Annotated in this window: 12 protein-coding genes, 1 tRNA gene and 1 pseudogene; 8 read left to right on the top strand and 6 right to left on the bottom strand. The window is 58.1% G+C overall.

The window, feature by feature from the left end; all coding sequences use genetic code 11:
- Nucleotides 1–138: 138 nt before the first annotated feature.
- Both QP109_RS05135 and QP109_RS05130 read right to left on the bottom strand, forming a co-directional pair.
- Nucleotides 139–223: transfer RNA gene (locus QP109_RS05135), tRNA-Ser, on the bottom strand.
- A gap of 87 nt (nucleotides 224–310) precedes the next feature.
- Nucleotides 311–1045: a glutamine amidotransferase-related protein gene (locus QP109_RS05130; protein ID WP_285023756.1), complete on the bottom strand. Its 735-nt coding sequence runs from the start codon at nucleotides 1043–1045 to the stop codon at nucleotides 311–313.
- 254 nt (nucleotides 1046–1299) lie between these two features.
- Here QP109_RS05130 and QP109_RS05125 point away from each other — a divergent pair, with 254 nt between their 5' ends.
- From QP109_RS05125 to QP109_RS05100, 6 genes and pseudogenes are all read left to right on the top strand, one after another.
- The gene (locus tag QP109_RS05125) at nucleotides 1300–2697 is read left to right on the top strand and encodes a uracil-xanthine permease family protein (protein WP_285023754.1); all 1398 of its coding nucleotides are present in this window, start codon (nucleotides 1300–1302) and stop codon (nucleotides 2695–2697) included.
- Between the two features lie 296 nt (nucleotides 2698–2993).
- Complete coding sequence (locus QP109_RS05120) at nucleotides 2994–3815, top strand: ABC transporter ATP-binding protein (RefSeq protein WP_285023752.1); 822 nt, start codon at nucleotides 2994–2996, stop codon at nucleotides 3813–3815.
- Complete coding sequence (locus tag QP109_RS05115) at nucleotides 3812–4504, top strand: ABC transporter permease (protein WP_285023751.1); 693 nt, start codon at nucleotides 3812–3814, stop codon at nucleotides 4502–4504. The genes QP109_RS05120 and QP109_RS05115 overlap by 4 nt, the downstream gene beginning before the upstream one ends.
- A pseudogene (locus QP109_RS05110) lies at nucleotides 4501–5115 on the top strand (ABC transporter permease); the annotation flags it as partial. The gene QP109_RS05115 and the pseudogene QP109_RS05110, both read left to right, overlap by 4 nt.
- A gap of 159 nt (nucleotides 5116–5274) precedes the next feature.
- Complete coding sequence (locus tag QP109_RS05105) at nucleotides 5275–6150, top strand: ABC transporter substrate-binding protein (protein ID WP_285023760.1); 876 nt, start codon at nucleotides 5275–5277, stop codon at nucleotides 6148–6150.
- A 324-nt stretch (nucleotides 6151–6474) separates the two neighbouring features.
- A complete protein-coding gene (locus QP109_RS05100; protein ID WP_101628613.1) occupies nucleotides 6475–7239 on the top strand; it encodes an HNH endonuclease family protein in 765 nt (254 codons plus the stop codon).
- A 117-nt stretch (nucleotides 7240–7356) separates the two neighbouring features.
- On the opposite strand, the gene QP109_RS05095 is transcribed toward QP109_RS05100, so the two are convergent.
- The 4 genes from QP109_RS05095 to QP109_RS05080 all read right to left on the bottom strand — a co-directional run bounded on the left by QP109_RS05095 (nucleotide 7357) and on the right by QP109_RS05080 (nucleotide 13160).
- The gene (locus tag QP109_RS05095; protein WP_285023759.1) at nucleotides 7357–9240 is read right to left on the bottom strand and encodes a dipeptide ABC transporter ATP-binding protein; all 1884 of its coding nucleotides are present in this window, start codon (nucleotides 9238–9240) and stop codon (nucleotides 7357–7359) included.
- A 56-nt stretch (nucleotides 9241–9296) separates the two neighbouring features.
- Nucleotides 9297–10265 (bottom strand): ABC transporter permease, encoded by a 969-nt coding sequence (locus QP109_RS05090; protein ID WP_285023750.1) that lies wholly within the window; start codon nucleotides 10263–10265, stop codon nucleotides 9297–9299.
- Nucleotides 10258–11184 carry an ABC transporter permease gene (locus QP109_RS05085; protein ID WP_006680682.1) on the bottom strand — a complete coding sequence of 309 codons (927 nt, stop codon included), beginning with the start codon at nucleotides 11182–11184 and terminating at the stop codon, nucleotides 10258–10260. The genes QP109_RS05090 and QP109_RS05085 overlap by 8 nt, the downstream gene beginning before the upstream one ends.
- 344 nt (nucleotides 11185–11528) lie before the next feature.
- Complete coding sequence (locus QP109_RS05080) at nucleotides 11529–13160, bottom strand: peptide ABC transporter substrate-binding protein (protein ID WP_285023747.1); 1632 nt, start codon at nucleotides 13158–13160, stop codon at nucleotides 11529–11531.
- A gap of 262 nt (nucleotides 13161–13422) precedes the next feature.
- On the opposite strand from QP109_RS05080, the gene QP109_RS05075 reads away from it, so the two are divergent.
- Nucleotides 13423–14538, top strand: coding sequence for a carbohydrate kinase family protein (locus tag QP109_RS05075; RefSeq protein ID WP_101628616.1), 1116 nt, complete (start codon nucleotides 13423–13425; stop codon nucleotides 14536–14538).
- Between the two features lie 232 nt (nucleotides 14539–14770).
- A complete protein-coding gene (gene betT / locus QP109_RS05070) occupies nucleotides 14771–16954 on the top strand; it encodes a choline BCCT transporter BetT (RefSeq protein ID WP_285023744.1) in 2184 nt (727 codons plus the stop codon).
- Nucleotides 16955–17000 lie beyond the last annotated feature (46 nt).

Genomic DNA, 17000 nt, shown 5'->3' with positions numbered 1-17000 from the left:
ACCACTCACTCGGCATCCGAAAAGGCCAACTCTAATCCCGACACGCCAACAAAAACACACATTTTGTCGTTTAACCCCATTTTGTCGTTTAACCCGGAAAACAAAAGTCCCGCCACCCAAAGGATGACGGGGCAACCGCGGAGGATGGGGGATTCGAACCCCCGAGGGCTTGCACCCAACACGCTTTCCAAGCGTGCGCCATAGGCCACTAGGCGAATCCTCCAGCACGCACATCAGTGCGCTTGCTTATCTTAGGCTGAAACGGTCTGAAAATGCTAACTCAGCACATCGAACACCCTAATGGGATAGGTCACGCACCAAAAAGGCGAACGAAATTGCGGACTAGCTTGCCCGCCTGATGGTCACACGCCCCTAGGCGTCCGGCAAGCATCAGCGATTCCACATCATCGGTGCCCGGATAACCCGCATCTTCATAGCGTTCAAGGGCAGCACGAATCGCATCGGAATCGATTTCCGGGTTGAACTGCGTCGCATAGAAGTTGTCTGAAAACCGCATGACTTCAGCAGGACAGGTCAGCGATTTCGCCAACAAGACCGCATCTTCGGGGAGCTCTTCAACGGCCTCCGTGTGGTTCACATAGGTGTAGAACGTGCGGGAAACGCCTTCCAAGATCGGATCATCCGCATGCTCAGCAACCACATAAATCTCGGTGATCTGCGCGGGCTCAGCCCACTTGGTCGTCACCTGGCCACCCATCAGAACAGCCGCAACTTCCGTTCCATACCCGGTTGTAAAACAGGGAACGTGAGCAATCGTCACATCTTGAAGAAGATGGAACAGTTCAGCTTCAGCGCGCTTCTGCGTCGCCGACTTGTGGACGTCGGACGTTGTCGTCCCATAGGGAGATCCGCCAACGATGATGCCAGAATAGGCCTCAACATCAATGTCAGGCAGACCGAGCATGTCGAGTCTGACCTGTTCAAGCTCGCTTTCTGCTAGGCCGGTCGTTCGCTGAAACGAACGGTATTCCGCTTCAACTTCAACGTCTTCGGGACGTGTCGACACCAGCAAGATAGGTTTCATACGTCAAGGATAGGTAAAGACTTGGAAATGGTCTAATAATTCTCAGAATGAAGACTGCCGATCCGCAAGGGGCCTCGTCGCCACACCGCAGATGAAAATATGCAGTCCTAACTTTGCACCAAATTACATCTTCACGCCTATCTGGTCACAGAATGGACGCCAAACTACCGGCGCAATATCGGCGCGGGCTAGTCTGGTGTTCTGACCGGTGAAACGGCCCTGCCCATCAACTGATCAGATCGGAGAGCTCTTCCATGAGCGAAAATTCCCGTGGTTTCTTCCGCTGGACCCTGCACGGTGACGGCACTTCCATTGCCCCCGGCGAGGTTGTCTCCCCCAGCGAGCGACTCACTTGGCCTCGAACAATCGGCATCGGCATTCAGCATGTTGTTGCAATGTTCGGCGCAACCTTCCTCGTTCCACTGCTGACCGGCTTCAACCCGTCAACAACTCTCTTCTTCACCGGCTTCGGAACCCTGCTGTTCCTGCTCATCACAGCCGGACGCCTTCCCTCATACCTCGGCTCCTCCTTCGCGCTGATCGCACCGATCGGCGCGGTGACCGGCTACGTTGCAGGCGGTGGCCAGGCCATCGACGACCATCTTGCTTCCCTAGCACAGGGTGGCATCATCATGGCCGGTGGCTCGCTCTTTATCATCGGCCTGATCGTTCACTTCGCGGGTGCTGCTTGGATCGACAAACTGATGCCCCCGGTCGTGACCGGCGCAATCGTCTCCCTGATCGGCTTCAACCTTGCGCCTAGCGCATGGAACAACGTGAAGACCGCCCCGGTGACCGCAGTCGTCACGATCGTTTCGATCCTGCTGATCACGGTCCTGTTCAAGGGCATCATCGGTCGCCTCGCGATCCTCATCGGTGTTCTGATCGGCTACGCAACCGCCTGCGTCCGTGACGAAGTCGACTTCTCCGCCATCGCAAACGCCGACTGGGTTGGCGCCCCAGTGTTCCGCGCACCGGCCTTCGACCTGTCGCTGATAGGCCTGTTCGTCCCGGTCGTCCTGGTCCTCATGGCTGAGAACATCGGTCACGTGAAGTCCGTGTCCGCAATGACCGGCGAGAACCTGGATGATGTCACCGGTCGCGCACTCTTCGCCGACGGCCTGTCCACAATGTTCGCAGGCTTCGGTGGTGGCTCCGGTACGACGACTTACGCCGAGAACATTGGCGTTATGGCCGCAACCCGCGTCTACTCGACCGCCGCTTACGTGGTCGCAGCAATCACCGCTCTCGCCCTGTCGATGCTGCCGAAGTTCGGCGAGATCATCGCAACGATCCCGGCCGGTGTCCTCGGTGGAGCGGCAACGATCCTCTACGGCATGATCGGCATGCTCGGTGTTCGTATCTGGGTTCAGAACCGCGTTGATTTCTCCGATCCGGTCAACCTGAACACCGCTGCGGTCGCCATGGTTGTCGCCATCGCCGACTACACGCTGATTGCTGGCAAGATGACCTTCTCCGGTATTGCGCTCGGCTCCGTTGCAGCGATTGTCATCTACCACGTCATGCGCTGGATCTCGAAGGCCCGTGGTACGAACCTCGAACAGGTTTCGCCCGCATCGGTTCCCGCTGGCACGGAACTTGAGTCCGAGCCCTACGCGAAGCGTCGGAAGGCACCTTCAACTGAAGCATGATTGACGCAGAGTCGGCTCAGTCCGACTACAGCCTCGGCGCACGTCCAGTAAGCGCCAATTGACAAGGCCAGTTACACAGCGAATAGCCGGTGACTGACCCCCTGCGGGGTTGGTCACCGGCTATTTTCATGCAATTCCCACAGTGAAGATGCGCAAGGTCACTAAAACTCGCTGACATTGGTTGAATATCTTGGGAAGCCTTGGCGTTAATACCAGTAGACCTTTGAATGGTGCCTAGGGTCAATAATGTCCTGCGCACCTCCCCTTCCATGTCTTCGCCGAAAGGAGACATCTCGGTGATTACTTTCGACCACGTCTCGCACGTGTTCCCGAACGGGACAACGGCGTTAGATGACGTTTCTCTGCACGTTGAGCCTCATACGACGACGGTCCTGCTGGGCACGTCGGGGTCGGGCAAGACGACGCTGATGCGGATGGTGAACCGGATGCTCTCCCCCACGTCTGGACGCGTGATCGTGCGCGGGCAGGATGTTGCGGATGTGGACCCGGTGAAGTTGCGTCGCTCGATCGGATACGTGCTCCAGGATGCTGGACTTTTCCCGCATCGCAGCGTTGTTGACAACATTGCGACGGTTCCGCGTCTTGAGGGTGCCTCGCGTAGAGAGTCGGCGAAACGCGCGCTAGAGCTGATGGACCTGGTTGGTTTGGATCGAGGCCTCGCAAAACGTTATCCGGCACAGCTGTCAGGTGGCCAGCGTCAGCGCGTGGGTGTTGCTCGCGCGCTCGCAAACGAAGCGGACATTCTGCTGATGGACGAACCTTTCGGCGCACTGGACCCGCTGGTTCGCGCCGACCTGCAACGGGAACTCCGCGACCTGCGTGACCGCGTGGGCACGACCATCCTGTTCGTTACTCACGACTTAGATGAGGCGTTCATGCTCGGCGACCAGATCGCTGTTCTGCAAACCGGTGGCGTCCTAGCGCAGGTGGGCACGTCCGAGAACCTCGTGACGAACCCCGCGAACGACTTTGTCGCATCCTTCGTCGGCTCGTCCGGCCAGCGCCGTCTGAGTATGAAGTCCACGCCCGCGGGCACGCTCATCTCTGACCCGGATGGCCGTCCGCTCGGACTGTTGCCGGAAGGCGAACTCCGATGAGTTGGCTGTCGCAAAACTACTTACTACTCTGGGAGCTCACTGTCGCGCACCTACGCATTGCGATCCCAGCGATTCTAGCCGCAGTCATCATTTCAATCCCGGTCGGTTGGGCTGCGACACGTTCGAAGCGCTGGGGTAGCCCACTCTTGACCACGCTGTCGTTGCTGTACGCGATTCCCTCACTGCCGATGCTTGTTGTGATCCCCGTGATCGTAGGAATTGCACTCCGGAGCGAGCTGAACATAATCATCGTTCTTGCGCTCTACGGGATCGCGGTGCTGATCCGTCAGGTCGCGAATGCGTTGACGTCTCTGCCAGCTTCGGTTCTCGAGTCTGCGGACGCCGCCGGCATGAGCTCGTGGCGTAAATTCATCGGAGTCGAACTACCACTAGCCTTGCCCGTCATCATCGCGGGCGTGCGCGTGGTCGTTGTGTCGACGGTGTCGCTGGTCACCGTAGGTGCGTTCATCGGGATTCGCTCGCTGGGCACGCTGTTCACCGACGGATTCCAGCGAGGTCTGGTGTCCGAGGTATTCGCCGGCTTGGTTGCAACCGTTCTGGTCGCGCTTGTTTTGGATGCGCTGACCATCGCCGTGGGCGCCCTGCTCACCCCATGGACGAGGCCGGGATCCGCGCCTCATCGCTCCCCTGTTTCTAGCCCGCGTTTGAAGGCGGAGGTGGCCGCATGAGCTTGCTCATGGATGCATTGACATGGCTGTTTGCTGGTGGCCATTGGACGGGGTCCACGGGGATCCTTATGCGCATTGTTCAACATCTTGGCGTAACTGTCGGCGTTGTCGCCATTGCCGGCCTGATTGCGTTGCCAATTGGTATTTACATCGGGCATACCGGCCGTTTTGTCACGCTGATTAGCGCGACGTTCGGGGTGGCGCGAGCAATCCCGACGCTAGGTGTTCTGACTTTGATCGGCTTGTGGCTGGGCATTGGCTTGTCAGCGCCATTCTTAGCGCTTCTAATTTTGGCGGTTCCTCCGATGCTGTCAGCAACGTATTCCGGTATCGGGTCAGCCTCTCCGACGACGGTGGATGCTGCTCGAGCCATCGGCCTGACCGAAATGCAGGTCGTACGCGCAGTGGAACTGCCCGCCGCGTTTCCCTTGATTATTGGTGGCTTGCGCTCGACGACCCTGCAAGTTGTCGCCACCGCAACGCTCGCAGCGTACACCGCGGACGCTGGGCTGGGTCGTTTCCTCTACACAGGTCTGAAAACCCGCGATTACGGGCAGATGATTGGTGGCGCGATCCTGGTTGTCGCCCTCGCATTGATTCTGGACGCCCTGTGGGTGCGAGCATCACACAACCCGCGCCTGAATGGCGAAGGCGCTGGGAACGCTGAGCGGCCTCGTCGATTCTTTGGACGACGCACAACGAAGAACGAAAGCAATGCGCGCGCCGCAACTCGCTCGGCGAGAAAACGCAAGCGCAAAGCCGTCACAGCAATGCTCAGCGCCACCGCTCTGACGGCCAGCGCGTGTGCGACCGCAGCAACCTTCGATCCAAGCTCACAATCGAACGGGCGCGAGACGATCATCGTCGGATCGCAGGACTATTACTCGAACGAAATCATCGCCGAAACCTACGCCATCGCCCTTGAGGAGGCCGGATTCGCGGTCACTCGCGAACTGCGCATCGGCCAGCGCGAGGTCTACATGCCAGAAATCCAGGCGGGCGCGATTGACGTGTTCCCCGAATACACGGGTTCACTGTTGCAGTACTTGGATGCCGATGCGACTCAGACCAGCGCAGACGAGGTATACGAGGCTCTAAGCGCCACCCTGCCGGACGGACTGCGCGTGCTGAACGCCGCGCCTGCTGCCGACCAGGATTCGTACGTGGTAACGACCGAGTTCGCGAACGAGCACTCGCTGAGGACGATCGGCGACCTCGCATCCGTGGGATCGGTGAAGATCGGCGGCAATTCGGAGCTGGCGACGCGCCCCTACGGTCCGGCTGGACTGAAGTCCCTGTATGGCGTGACCGCGACATTCACGCCGATCGAGGACTCGGGTGGCGCGCTCACGCTGAAGGCTCTGCGTGACGGCGACGTGCAACTGGTCGACATCTATTCGGCTGACCCGTCGTTGGCAGGTTCGGATCTGACTGTCTTGGAGGACCCGAAGGGGTTATTCCTGGCCTCCCACGTGGTGCCGATCGTCTCCCCGCGAATCGACGAGGCCGCGGCTGCCGTGATCAATCGCGTGTCCGCCACCCTTGAGAGCGCGGATCTGGTGGAGATGAACCGTCAATCGACCGAAGATGGCGCGCCGGCGGCTACCATTGCTCGCTCATGGTTGGAGCGCGAAGGGCTGATTTAAGGCGAAATCTCGGCCTTGAGTGCGTTGTGCAATTTGGTTTCTACATGGTAGGGATCAGACTTATGAACGCATAACTCTTGCGCTGATCAACGGTTGCACGTACCTCCTTATGGGTGACACCGGAATTGCCGACTCGAAGAAATACAGGCTCTTCAAGTCGCCTTCACCGTAGACGCCTGCTTGTGGATACCCTCCCTTTGTCCTCAGCGTGCATCACACTAGAGAGGAACACATATTCTTCTTAAGTCGCCGGCGATGCTTGCCTGCCTTGCACCTCGCCTCGCCAATGCGACTGATATCAGCCCGCGGAAAGGAGCGCAGCACGTGGGAAAACGACATACTTCGTCACGTGGTCGTGGCAGGACTCATGGGAGAGCCCTCCGCATCGGTGACATCGCGGTCGCGTTGATCATCATCTGTATCGGGTCGTATTGTGTTTTTCCCTCGTTCCGTTTTATGCTCGGCCACCTGTGGAACGATGTTGGTTTCCTAGTCCCCCACTCAGTTTCCGTCGATGATCTGCCTCCCAGCGAAGCTGCGAGGCAACTGAAAGCACTCACCGTTCTCGATCATGATGACGCACCCGACTATGATCGCGACCAGTTCGGGCAAGCCTGGGCGGACGAGGACCATAACGGGTGCGATACCCGGAACGACGTGCTCGCGCGCGATCTCACAAACGTGACGTATAAGCCGAAGACACGTGACTGCGTTGTCCTAACGGGAACCTTGGACGACCCGTATACGGGTTCCACGATCAACTTCCAGCGCGGACAGGACACATCCGCTCTAGTACAGATTGACCACGTTGTCGCGTTAGGAAACGCATGGAGGTCAGGCGCGTGGCAGTGGGACGACACCCAGCGTCAACGCTTCGGGAACGACCAGAACAATTTGTTAGCCGTCGACGGTCAAACGAATAAAGACAAGGGTGCAGCATCCGCCGACGAGTGGCTACCCCCGAACCCTGACTTCCGGTGCGCCTACGTCACGAAGCAGATCAACGTGAAATACACGTGGGGGCTCACCATTACCTCTGCTGAGCAATCAAAGATGGCAAGCGTTCTAGCAGGCTGTAAAGCCTCATAGCTACCGCGATCAGGGTCGTCGATATAACAAGGCGGGCGGAGCGACTCTTGTCGCCCCGCCCGGCCTCGTCAACTATTCACTGGGTTCATGCGCACCCAGGCGCACAATCGGCGAACCTCAGAGGTTCAACTGAATCTGACGTCCAGGAACGGCCTCGATCAGCTCGCGCGTGTAATCCTGCACCGGATTATTGAACAGCGCGTCCGTCGAGTTCTGCTCCACCAGCTTGCCCTTTTCCATAACGACCACGTCATCAGCGATCTGACGAACAACCGCCAAGTCGTGGGTGATGAACAGGTAGGACAGACCTAGCTGAGCCTGAAGATCATTCAGCAAGTACAGGATCTGGTTCTGAACCAGAACGTCCAGAGCCGAAACTGCCTCGTCAAGAACGATGACCTCGGGGTTCAGGGCAAGCGCGCGAGCCACGGCCACACGCTGACGCTGACCACCGGACAGCTCGTTCGGATAACGGCGCATCGCGGAACGTGGCAGAGCAACCATGTCTAGAAGCTCAGACACGCGCTCGATACGCAGATGCTTCGGATTGAATTCCTTCTTCTCCGCGGCAGTCAAAGAACGTCCAGCGTTCTTTGCTTCCATCAGAGCCGAGATCCACTTTTCAGGCTCACGACCGGTCGCCATCGCACGAGCAAACTCCTGCTCGGCGTACGCCATCGTGCCGTAACCGTGGACGCGAAGCGGTTCTTCGATGATGCGGAAGATCGAGAACATCGGATCGAGCGAACCGTACGGGTTCTGGAACACTGCCTGCAGGCGACGACGCAGAGCAAAGAGCTCCTTGTCGCTCATTTCGGACGTGTCCTTGCCGTCGAAGAAAACCTTGCCGGACGTCGGCGACAACAGGCGCAACACCATGTTCGCTGCGGTCGACTTACCGGAGCCGGACTCGCCCACAACCGCCAGGGTCGTACCGCGACGTAAACCGAAGGTCACGTCATCAACGGCGATCAGCTTCTTAGCCTCACCCTTCGAGCCACGGATATCGAACTCACGGGTCAGGTGCTCAACGCGAACGATTTCCTCGGTCGACGTTGCGCCCTTACCTGCGCCCGTCAGCTCTTCCTCCGTCACAGAAATACCGTGAGCGTGAGCGGACTCAATACGAGCCGACGCCAGCGACGGAGCAGCCGAAACAAGACGCTTCGTGTACGGGTGCTGCGGGTGTTGCAGGATCTCCAACGCGGGGCCGGATTCAACGATGCGACCACGGTGCATAACCACCAGCTGTTCGGCGCGCTCAGCAGCAAGGCCAAGGTCGTGCGTAATGAACAGAACGGCGGTGCCCAGTTCGCGGGTCAGTGAACCAAGGTGATCGAGGATGCGACGCTGAACGGTCACGTCCAGAGCGGACGTCGGTTCGTCAGCGATCAGCAACTTCGGGCGAGCCGCCATTCCGATAGCAATCAGCACGCGCTGACGCATACCGCCGGAGAACTCGTGCGGGTACTGCTTGGCGCGACGCTCTGCGTCCGGCAAGCCGGCCTCTTCGAGAAGCTGAGCCACGCGCTCACCAGTCTGGGACTTCGGAACAACGTTATTGGCGACAAGAGCTTCCTTGACCTGCGTACCAACGCGCAGAACAGGGTTCAGGTTCGACATCGGGTCCTGGGGAACCAGGCCGATACCGGAGCCTCGCAAACGAACGCATTCCTTCGTGGTGAGGTTCGTGATCTCTTCACCGTCGAATTCGATGGAACCGCCGGTGACCTTACCGGTGCCCGGGAGCAGGCCGATGACCGCAGCAGCAGTCGTCGACTTACCGGAACCGGACTCGCCCACGATAGCGACCGTCTGGCCGGGGTAGATGGTCAGGTTTGCACCACGGACAGCCGGAACGATACCGGTCGATGTAGTGAAGGTGACCTCAAGGTCAGTGATCTTCAGAAGCGGGTTGGCGTCCTCAGGGTGAACCTCTTCGGGAGCAGCCGATTCGCTAACGGTCTGAGGAGCATCAGCCTTACCTTCGCCGAGCACCATCTTGTTGATGGACTCTTCGATGGCTTCCTCGTTCGGAGTAGTCATATTCTCTTCGCTCACTTGCGTGCCTTCGGGTCGAGGGCGTCACGAACCGCATCACCCATCATGATGAAGCTGAGGACGGTCATCGCGAGAGCCAAAGCCGGGTAGAAAAGAACCATCGGGTTCGTACGCAACGACGCCTGTGCGGCCGAAATATCGGCGCCCCACGAAACGACCGTTGACGGAAGACCGATACCCATGAAGGACAGGGACGCTTCGGACACGATGAACGTGCCCAGAGCAACCGTCGCGTACACGATGATCGGAGCCATCGAGTTCGGGATGATGTGGCTCATGAGAATGCGAGCCTTTGATGCGCCGGTGGCGCGGGCAGCGGTGACGAACTCTTCGTTCTTCGCCGACATCACGGCACCACGAGTAATACGCGCGATCTGAGTCCAGCCGAAGAGGGACAGAACCAAGATAACCATCCAGATGTTTCGGTTTTCCTTGAACATCTGCATGAAGACGATTGCTGCCAGGAGCAACGGGATTGCGAAGAAGATATCGGTAATACGCGAGAGCAGAGCGTCGAACCAGCCACCGAAGTAGCCGGAAATCGCGCCGATCACGCCACCGATGATGACGACGAAGATGGTCGTCAAAACACCAACGGAAACGGATGCGCGGGCACCGAAAATGATGCGAGCGTAGATGTCACAACCCTGACGGTTGAAACCGAAGGGGTGGCCGTCGGACGGACCCTTCAGCGAGTTCGAAAGCTCGCAGAAACGCGGGTCCTGGCTGGTGAACACGTTCGGGAATGCTGCGATCGCGATTGCGATCACGATGATGATCAGAGCCACCCAGAAGATCGGGCGCTTGCGCAGGGACTTCCATGCCTCGCCCCAGAGCGATGAAGGCGCGCGATCGTCGGCAACGGCGTCAACTGCACCAAGACCGGTTTCGTCGATATCGGAAACGAAGTGGCGTTGACCGGTTCGGGTGCGTTCGATGTTTGCGGAGGGAATGTAATCACTCATAGCGGATCCTCGGGTCGAGCACGGCGTACAGCAAGTCAACAACAAGGTTGGCGAAGATGTACACGAGCACCAGAACGGTAGTCACGGAAACGACGGTGGCGGGTTCGCCCTTGACGATGGCCTGCCAGAGCGTGCCACCAACACCGGAGATATTGAAGATGCCTTCCGTGATGATCGCGCCCCCCATGAGAGCGCCAAGGTCGCCACCAAGGAACGTTGCAACCGGGATCAGCGAGTTGCGCAGGATGTGGCGGGTCATCACCGTGCCACCCTTCAGGCCCTTCGCGCGAGCGGTGCGGACGTAGTCAGCAGACACGTTCTCAGAAACAGACTGGCGAGTCAGGCGAATCACGTATGCCAGCGAGACGCCACCCAGCACGATTGCCGGCATAGTCAACGACTGAAGGCTGACGTGCGCGCCGACTGTAGTCGGGAATACTCCTAGTTTCACACCGAGGACGAACTGCAGGACGAAGCCGAGGACGAAGGTCGGGACGGAAATCAGCAGAAGCGAGAAAACAAGAATGGTGGAATCGAAGATACCGCCGCGGCGAACACCGGCAACGACGCCGGCAAGAATACCGAGGATTGCTTCAATTGCCATGGCGTACAGTGCAAGCTTCACCGTAATCGGGAAGGCACGCGCCATCACTGCGGTTACCGGCTGTCCGGAGAACGTCGTACCGAAATCAAGCGTGAACACGCCCTTGAGGTAAAGCAGGTACTGCATCCAGAACGGCTTATCGAGGTTGTACTTCGCAGCAATTTCAGCGTACGCAGCTTCAGAAAGCCCTCGGTCGCCACCAAGGGCTGCGACGGGGTCACCGGGCATGAGGTACACCATCGCGAAGATCAGGAACGTGGCTCCGAAGAAAACCGGGATGGTCTGAAGGAGTCGACGTCCGATGTAACGCAACATGGACAGTCCTTTGAGATGTGGTTAGGAACTAGAGTCTTCGCCGCCTTGCTTATGAAAACTAGCAAGCAAGCGGGCACAGCCCACCTGTGGCAAAGACGCACTTACGCCATCATAGGGTAAAAACTCGGCAAACGGGAGTTTGATTAACTCGTCACCCACTAAATGGACAGTAAGAAAAAGAACAGAATTGTTATCAATGATTCACCAGGCCCCGCCCACACTCACGGCAAGAGAGCGCGGTGCGAGGCCTCGTAAACGCAATGGTGGCGGGTGGAAGCCTTCCCACCCGCCACCATTGGCAAGTCCTCTAGGCGTAGTCAGTGATGACTAGCGCCTGGCCAGACTCACTCAGCCTTGGTGATCTCGTTGTAGATCGGCACGGAGTTCCAGCCGAAGACAACGTTATCGACGTTCTCGGACCAGCCACCAACAACGTTGGCGTACCAGAGCGGGATGACCGGGAGGTCCTTGAAGAGGACTTCCTGAGCCTTGTCGAGGATGGAGTTTGCTTCGTCGTTGGAGGAAGCAGAAGCTGCCTGCTGGAGCAGTCCATCGAACTCTGCGGACGAGTAGTCGGTGTCGTTCGAGCCAGCGCCGGTGCCGTAAAGCGGTGCAAGGAAGTTGTACTTGCCCGGGTAGTCAGCCTGCCAGCCAGTACGGAAGGCACTGGTGATGGTGCGGTTGGTGACCTCGGTACGCAGGGACTTGAAGTCCGGGTACGGGGCGCCAACAGCGTCGATTCCGAGCGTGTTCTTGACGGAGTTGGTGACTGCGTCAACCCATGCCTGGTGGCCACCATCAGAGTTGTAAGCGATCGAGAAGGTGCCGGACCACGGGGAAATGGCGTCTGCCTTTGCCCAGAGTTCCTTGGCCTTGTCAGCGTTGTAGGTCAGGACCTCAGAGCCGGGAACCGAGTCGTTGTAGCCATCGACGACCGGGGAGGTGAAGTCCTTAGTCGGGGTACGGGTACCCGAGAAGATGGTGTCGGTGATGGTGTCGCGGTCAATCGCGTAGGAGATTGCCTGGCGACGCAGGTTGCCTTCTTCACCGGAGAAGTGTTCCAGAGACGACGGAATTGCGAAGGACTGGAAGATTGCTGCCGGCTGGTTCACGGAGCGACCGGAGAGATCTGCTTCGTAGGTAGCGAATGCCGAGTCCGGAAGTGCGTCGAGGACGTCAAGGTTGCCGGAGAGCAGATCCTGGTATGCGGCGTCGAGCGAGGAGTAGAAGATAATGTCCACGCCACCGTTCTTGGCAACGTTGTCACCCTTGTACTCAGGGTTCGGAATCAGGTGGATCTGAGCGTTGTGCTCCCAGCCACCTTCGGCGACCATGTAGGGGCCGTTACCAACGGGTTGCTCGCCACCGGTTTCCATGTCTTCCAGGGTCGAGTCCGGAAGCGGGAAGTATGCGGCGTAGCCGAGGCGCTGCGAGAAGTCAGCTGCCGGGGCCTTAAGGGTGATGGTGAAGGTGTAGTCGTCAACGACTTCGAGGCCGGTCAGGTCGCCGGTGCCTTCATCATCGGAGCCTGCGATCGGCTCGAAGAAGTAGGAGGAGAGCATCGCTTCGGATGCACCCTTCTTCCATGCGTCAACGAAGTTGTGTGCCTTGACCTCGGAGCCGTCGGAGAACTTCTTTCCTTCCTTCAGCTTGACGGTCCACACGCTCGAATCTTCGTTCGGTTCGATGGATTCGGCCATTTCCATATGGGTTGCGCCGGATGCATCGTAGTAAACGAGGCCTGCGAAGATGGCGTCGAGGATCCTGCCGCCACCGGTTTCGTTGGTGTTTGCCGGGATCAGCGGGTTCTGCGGCTCGGAACCGTTGGTTGAAATGATGCTGGTCGACGAGCCCGCAGCTACGCCGGAAGCATTTGAGCCGGAAGCGTTTGAGTTAGCGTCGCCGCCGCCAGAGCAGGCTGCGAGACCGAGGGCAAAAACGGCCGGAACTGCCAGCCATGTCCTCTTGAGGTTCATGAAAGACTCCTCCAAATTGATGGATTAGACCCGTAACGTCCAGTCGCGGGTTACGGTTGCGAGCCTAACCCGCCACGCCTTGAAAGTCTTTCCCAGACCATAAAGTGGACATTGCTATTTGGTCACAAACGGTCACGTTTTAGTAAAGACTTGTCTATGGAGGCATTACTTAAGACTCTATTCAGGACCGAAAATACCGCTTCGGACTAGGATTGCATCAGCATTGACCATCGTCTCTACACGCATGCAAGGACCACTCATTATGACGTCACCTTTAAATACTGCGCCACGCATCTGCGTCGCCGGTCCTCTTGTTTTAGCGCTGGTCATGGGCCCTTTGGAGCACGAACCTCGCCTTGGTGAAGAACAGATCGCGCCGGCATCTTCCTTCTCCCCCGGTGGCTCAGCGAATCGCGCCGTTGCGCTTGCTCGCCTTGGTCTGAACACTCAGTTCTTGTGCTCGATTGGTATCGACGAGGCCGGGGCCATTGTTCGTTCGATGCTCACAACAAGCCGAGTTGATTTGAGCCATGCGCTTCGTGTGCCTCATCAGGCGATCACGGTTTCTCTTGGTTTTGACGGGGATCGCGCGCTCACAACATCTGGAGATCTGACGGTTCCATCGCTTTCGACCCTTCGCCAAGCTCCTCACGCGCTTGTGGCAGAGCTCCATGTGCTTGGAGCTAACAGTGAGACCGTGGAAAAGTGGCGGTCGAATCCGGTTCCCCCAGTCACCATGCTTGAAGCTCCGCCCGCAGCGCCGATTCCGCCAACGTGGGTTCTCTCGGAGTGCCGTTGGGATTCAACTGGTCAGTGGAAGAGCTCCGACCTTGATGCTTTGGATAACGTTGATGTCTTCACGTTGAACGAGCGCGAAGCAATGAATTACACGCATAAAGAAAATGCGCGTCAGGCGGCTCGCCAATTGGCATGGCATGTTCCGGGTGTCATCGTGACGCAGGGAGCGCAGGGTGCAACAGCCATTATTGAAGGCGAAGAGTTCTCGCTTCCAGCGGCCCCGGCGAAGACGATTGATACGACGTCGGCGGGACACGCGTTCTCCGCGGCTCTTGTGTGGGCGCGAATGCAGGGACTTTCCCCCGAGGCGGCCGTGTCGATGGCTCTGCTTGCATCTGCTCGATCAACGGAAACAATGGGGTCCTTCACGGATGCACCGACGTTGGATGGTTTGAAGAAGTGGACCGAATCCTGCGATGTGCCAGACGGATACGATCTTGCATTCATGGACTTTGACGACTTCACGCTTGAAGAAGAAACCACTCAGCGACCTGACCCCGCAGAACCTGACACGGATCTTCGTGACGATTCTGGTTTCGAGTTGGCAAAGGGAATCGCGGATATTCTCGCTCAGGAATGATGAATGGCCGAGGTTTCCCCGTATCACCCCATCGCAACTAAAAGTGTGGGTCATTTAACCTGAACAGGTTCTGATGCCCATGATCTAGCGGGAGAACTGCGCATATAAATGGGGGATTTCACCCAAAAAAGTTGCAGGCATAGGGAATCGTTGGGACGCTGAAGAAAAGCGCGCGCCTTTTTTACGTGCATTTCACGGGCGTGCGTGTCCCATCGTCGACCGAAAGCACCCTATGAGTTCGCCTGACATATCAGCGAAAACAGAATCATCCTCATGTGACGCAGCGCCAATTGTGACGCTTGAAACCTCGGATCTGACCGGAGACGTTCAGGGAGTAAAGCCTTCGCTGAATGTCACGGTATTCGGCATTTCGGCCGTAGTCATTCTTGCTGTTTCTTTGGCGTCGATTTTTGCCCCCAACACGGTGCAGTCGCTTTTTGACGCGACGGTGACGTGGACCAGTAAGTGGTTCGGCTGGTTCTACATTCTCTTGATCACTGCGGCGATCATTTTTGTCATCGTTCTTGCCCTCACCCGTTTCGGTAACATCAAGTTGGGTCCGAATCACTCGACGCCGGACTTTTCAACGTTCTCGTGGGCAGCGATGCTGTTCGCCGCGGGTATCGGCACGTCGATCATGTTCTACGCGATCGCCGAACCGGTTGGACAGTACATTGCTCCCCCGACAGGCGAAGGTGAAACGATTGAAGCTGCTCGCCAAGCTGTGACGTGGACCCTGTTCCACTACGGCATTTCCGGCTGGGCACTCTATGGTCTTGTTGGCATTGCGCTTGGCTACTTCGCGTACCGCAAGCACGATCGCCTGACCGTTCGATCCACTCTCCGCCCACTTCTGGGAGATAAGATCGACGGTATTTTCGGTGACATCATCGATATGTTCGCCCTTGTTGGTGGCGTGTTCGGCATCGCAGCCAGCCTTGGTATTGGTGTTGTCCAGCTGAACGTTGGCCTGACGATCATCTTCGGGATCCCACAGGGCCTTGTTGCGCAGATCGGCCTCGTTTCCCTTTCTGTCATCATGGCGACAGTCTCCGCTGTCAGCGGAGTCGACAAGGGCGTTCGAATGCTCTCGTCGATCAATGTCTTCCTGGCGATGTTCCTTGCCCTCTGGGTGTTGATAACCGGAAACACGACGTTCCTTCTGGATGCGCTGGTCGCGAACGTGGGTGACTTTGTCACGCAGTTCCCCGTCCTCACTTTGGAGACATTCCCCTACCAGCGCCCCGATGAGTGGATGAACGCGTGGACCCTGTTCTTCTGGGCATGGTGGATCACGTGGGCCGCATTCGTTGGCATGTTCTTGGCCCGCATTTCGCGCGGTCGCACGATCCGTCAGTTCGTTATCGGCACGCTGATCCTGCCCTTCACCTACGTTCTGGTGTGGGTGTCTATCTTCGGCAACAGCGCCATCGACCTGATTCGTTCGGGTAACGTAGCGTTCACGAAGATCGCGTACGCCACCCCCGAAGGTGGTCTCTACGCCTTGTTGGACGCGCTCCCACTTGGCAAAATCCTGATTGCGATTGCTCTGTTCGTCGGCGTTCTTTTCTATGTGACCAGCTCCGACTCCGGCGCACTGGTCATGGCGAACCTGTCGATGCGAAACCTGCCTGACCGGCAGGATGGCGTCGCCTGGCTTCGAGTCTTCTGGGCAACGTTGACCGGCGCTCTGACGATCACCATGCTTTTGGCGGGTGGTATTTCAATCCTTCAGCAAGCAACGATCGTTATGGCTTTGCCGTTTTCCTTCGTTCTTATCCTGATCGCAGCCGCCCTCTGGAAGGCGTTGCGTTCGGAAGCCTCGAAGGCAACTGCGCGCACCCACGCCATCACATCCGGCCTGATTTCGATGAGTGGCACGGCAGCCGGTCGCGTCCGACTGTCATGGCAGGACCGCTTGAGTCGCACGTTCGATGCCGTCAGCCCGACGCGCGCCAAGCGAGCACTCGACAACCGTGTCGTGCCTGCCCTTGAAGCGGTTGGCACGCGCCTGCAGGAAGAAGGGCTTGTTTCTGAAATCCTGATCGAAGGCTCCGAAGCTCACGATCCCGACGACGATCGTCGCTTCCTCGGTCGAGCTTCTCTTGTTGTGAGTGCGACGCCTGAGGTCATGGAACAGCTGGTTGCGCGCCTGCTTGATGTCCCGATTTCGGGAGCAACGATCGACGCCGAGTCCTTTAGATACGTGGTGCGCATGGTTGTCATGCCGGTTCCTACATTTGGCGCCACGCTCTCGGATGAGGATGACACGACTGTACGTCTTGAAGTTCGCCCGCACGGTGGCGGTCAGGGCTACGACATCATGAACTGGACGGCAGATCAGGTGGCTCACGACGTGCTCGACCATTTCGAGCGTTGGGTCGAATATCTGGGTGCCACGTCCACCGTCGAGTAAGCGGATTGTTGCGAGGTACGAGGCCCCCTCGACATATTGAGGCTCC

Origin of the sequence: Pauljensenia sp. UMB9872, assembly GCF_030212665.1 — a bacterium.
GTDB lineage: Bacteria > Actinomycetota > Actinomycetes > Actinomycetales > Actinomycetaceae > Pauljensenia > Pauljensenia turicensis_B.
Note: the sequence above shows the minus strand (reverse complement) of the source record. Positions and strands in the feature narration are given on the sequence as shown.

Bases quoted from the DNA above. Each gene is read 5' to 3' on its own strand.
- QP109_RS05130 (WP_285023756.1), bottom strand. From the start codon at position 1,045: ATGAAACCTATCTTGCTGGTGTCGACACGTCCCGAAGACGTTGAAGTT.
- QP109_RS05125 (WP_285023754.1), top strand. From the start codon at position 1,300: ATGAGCGAAAATTCCCGTGGTTTCTTCCGCTGGACCCTGCACGGTGAC.
- QP109_RS05115 (WP_285023751.1), top strand. From the start codon at position 3,812: ATGAGTTGGCTGTCGCAAAACTACTTACTACTCTGGGAGCTCACTGTC.
- QP109_RS05105 (WP_285023760.1), top strand. From the start codon at position 5,275: ATGCTCAGCGCCACCGCTCTGACGGCCAGCGCGTGTGCGACCGCAGCA.
- QP109_RS05095 (WP_285023759.1), bottom strand. From the start codon at position 9,240: ATGGTGCTCGGCGAAGGTAAGGCTGATGCTCCTCAGACCGTTAGCGAA.
- QP109_RS05090 (WP_285023750.1), bottom strand. From the start codon at position 10,265: ATGAGTGATTACATTCCCTCCGCAAACATCGAACGCACCCGAACCGGT.
- QP109_RS05085 (WP_006680682.1), bottom strand. From the start codon at position 11,184: ATGTTGCGTTACATCGGACGTCGACTCCTTCAGACCATCCCGGTTTTC.
- QP109_RS05080 (WP_285023747.1), bottom strand. From the start codon at position 13,160: ATGAACCTCAAGAGGACATGGCTGGCAGTTCCGGCCGTTTTTGCCCTC.
- QP109_RS05075 (WP_101628616.1), top strand. From the start codon at position 13,423: ATGACGTCACCTTTAAATACTGCGCCACGCATCTGCGTCGCCGGTCCT.
- betT (WP_285023744.1), top strand. From the start codon at position 14,771: ATGAGTTCGCCTGACATATCAGCGAAAACAGAATCATCCTCATGTGAC.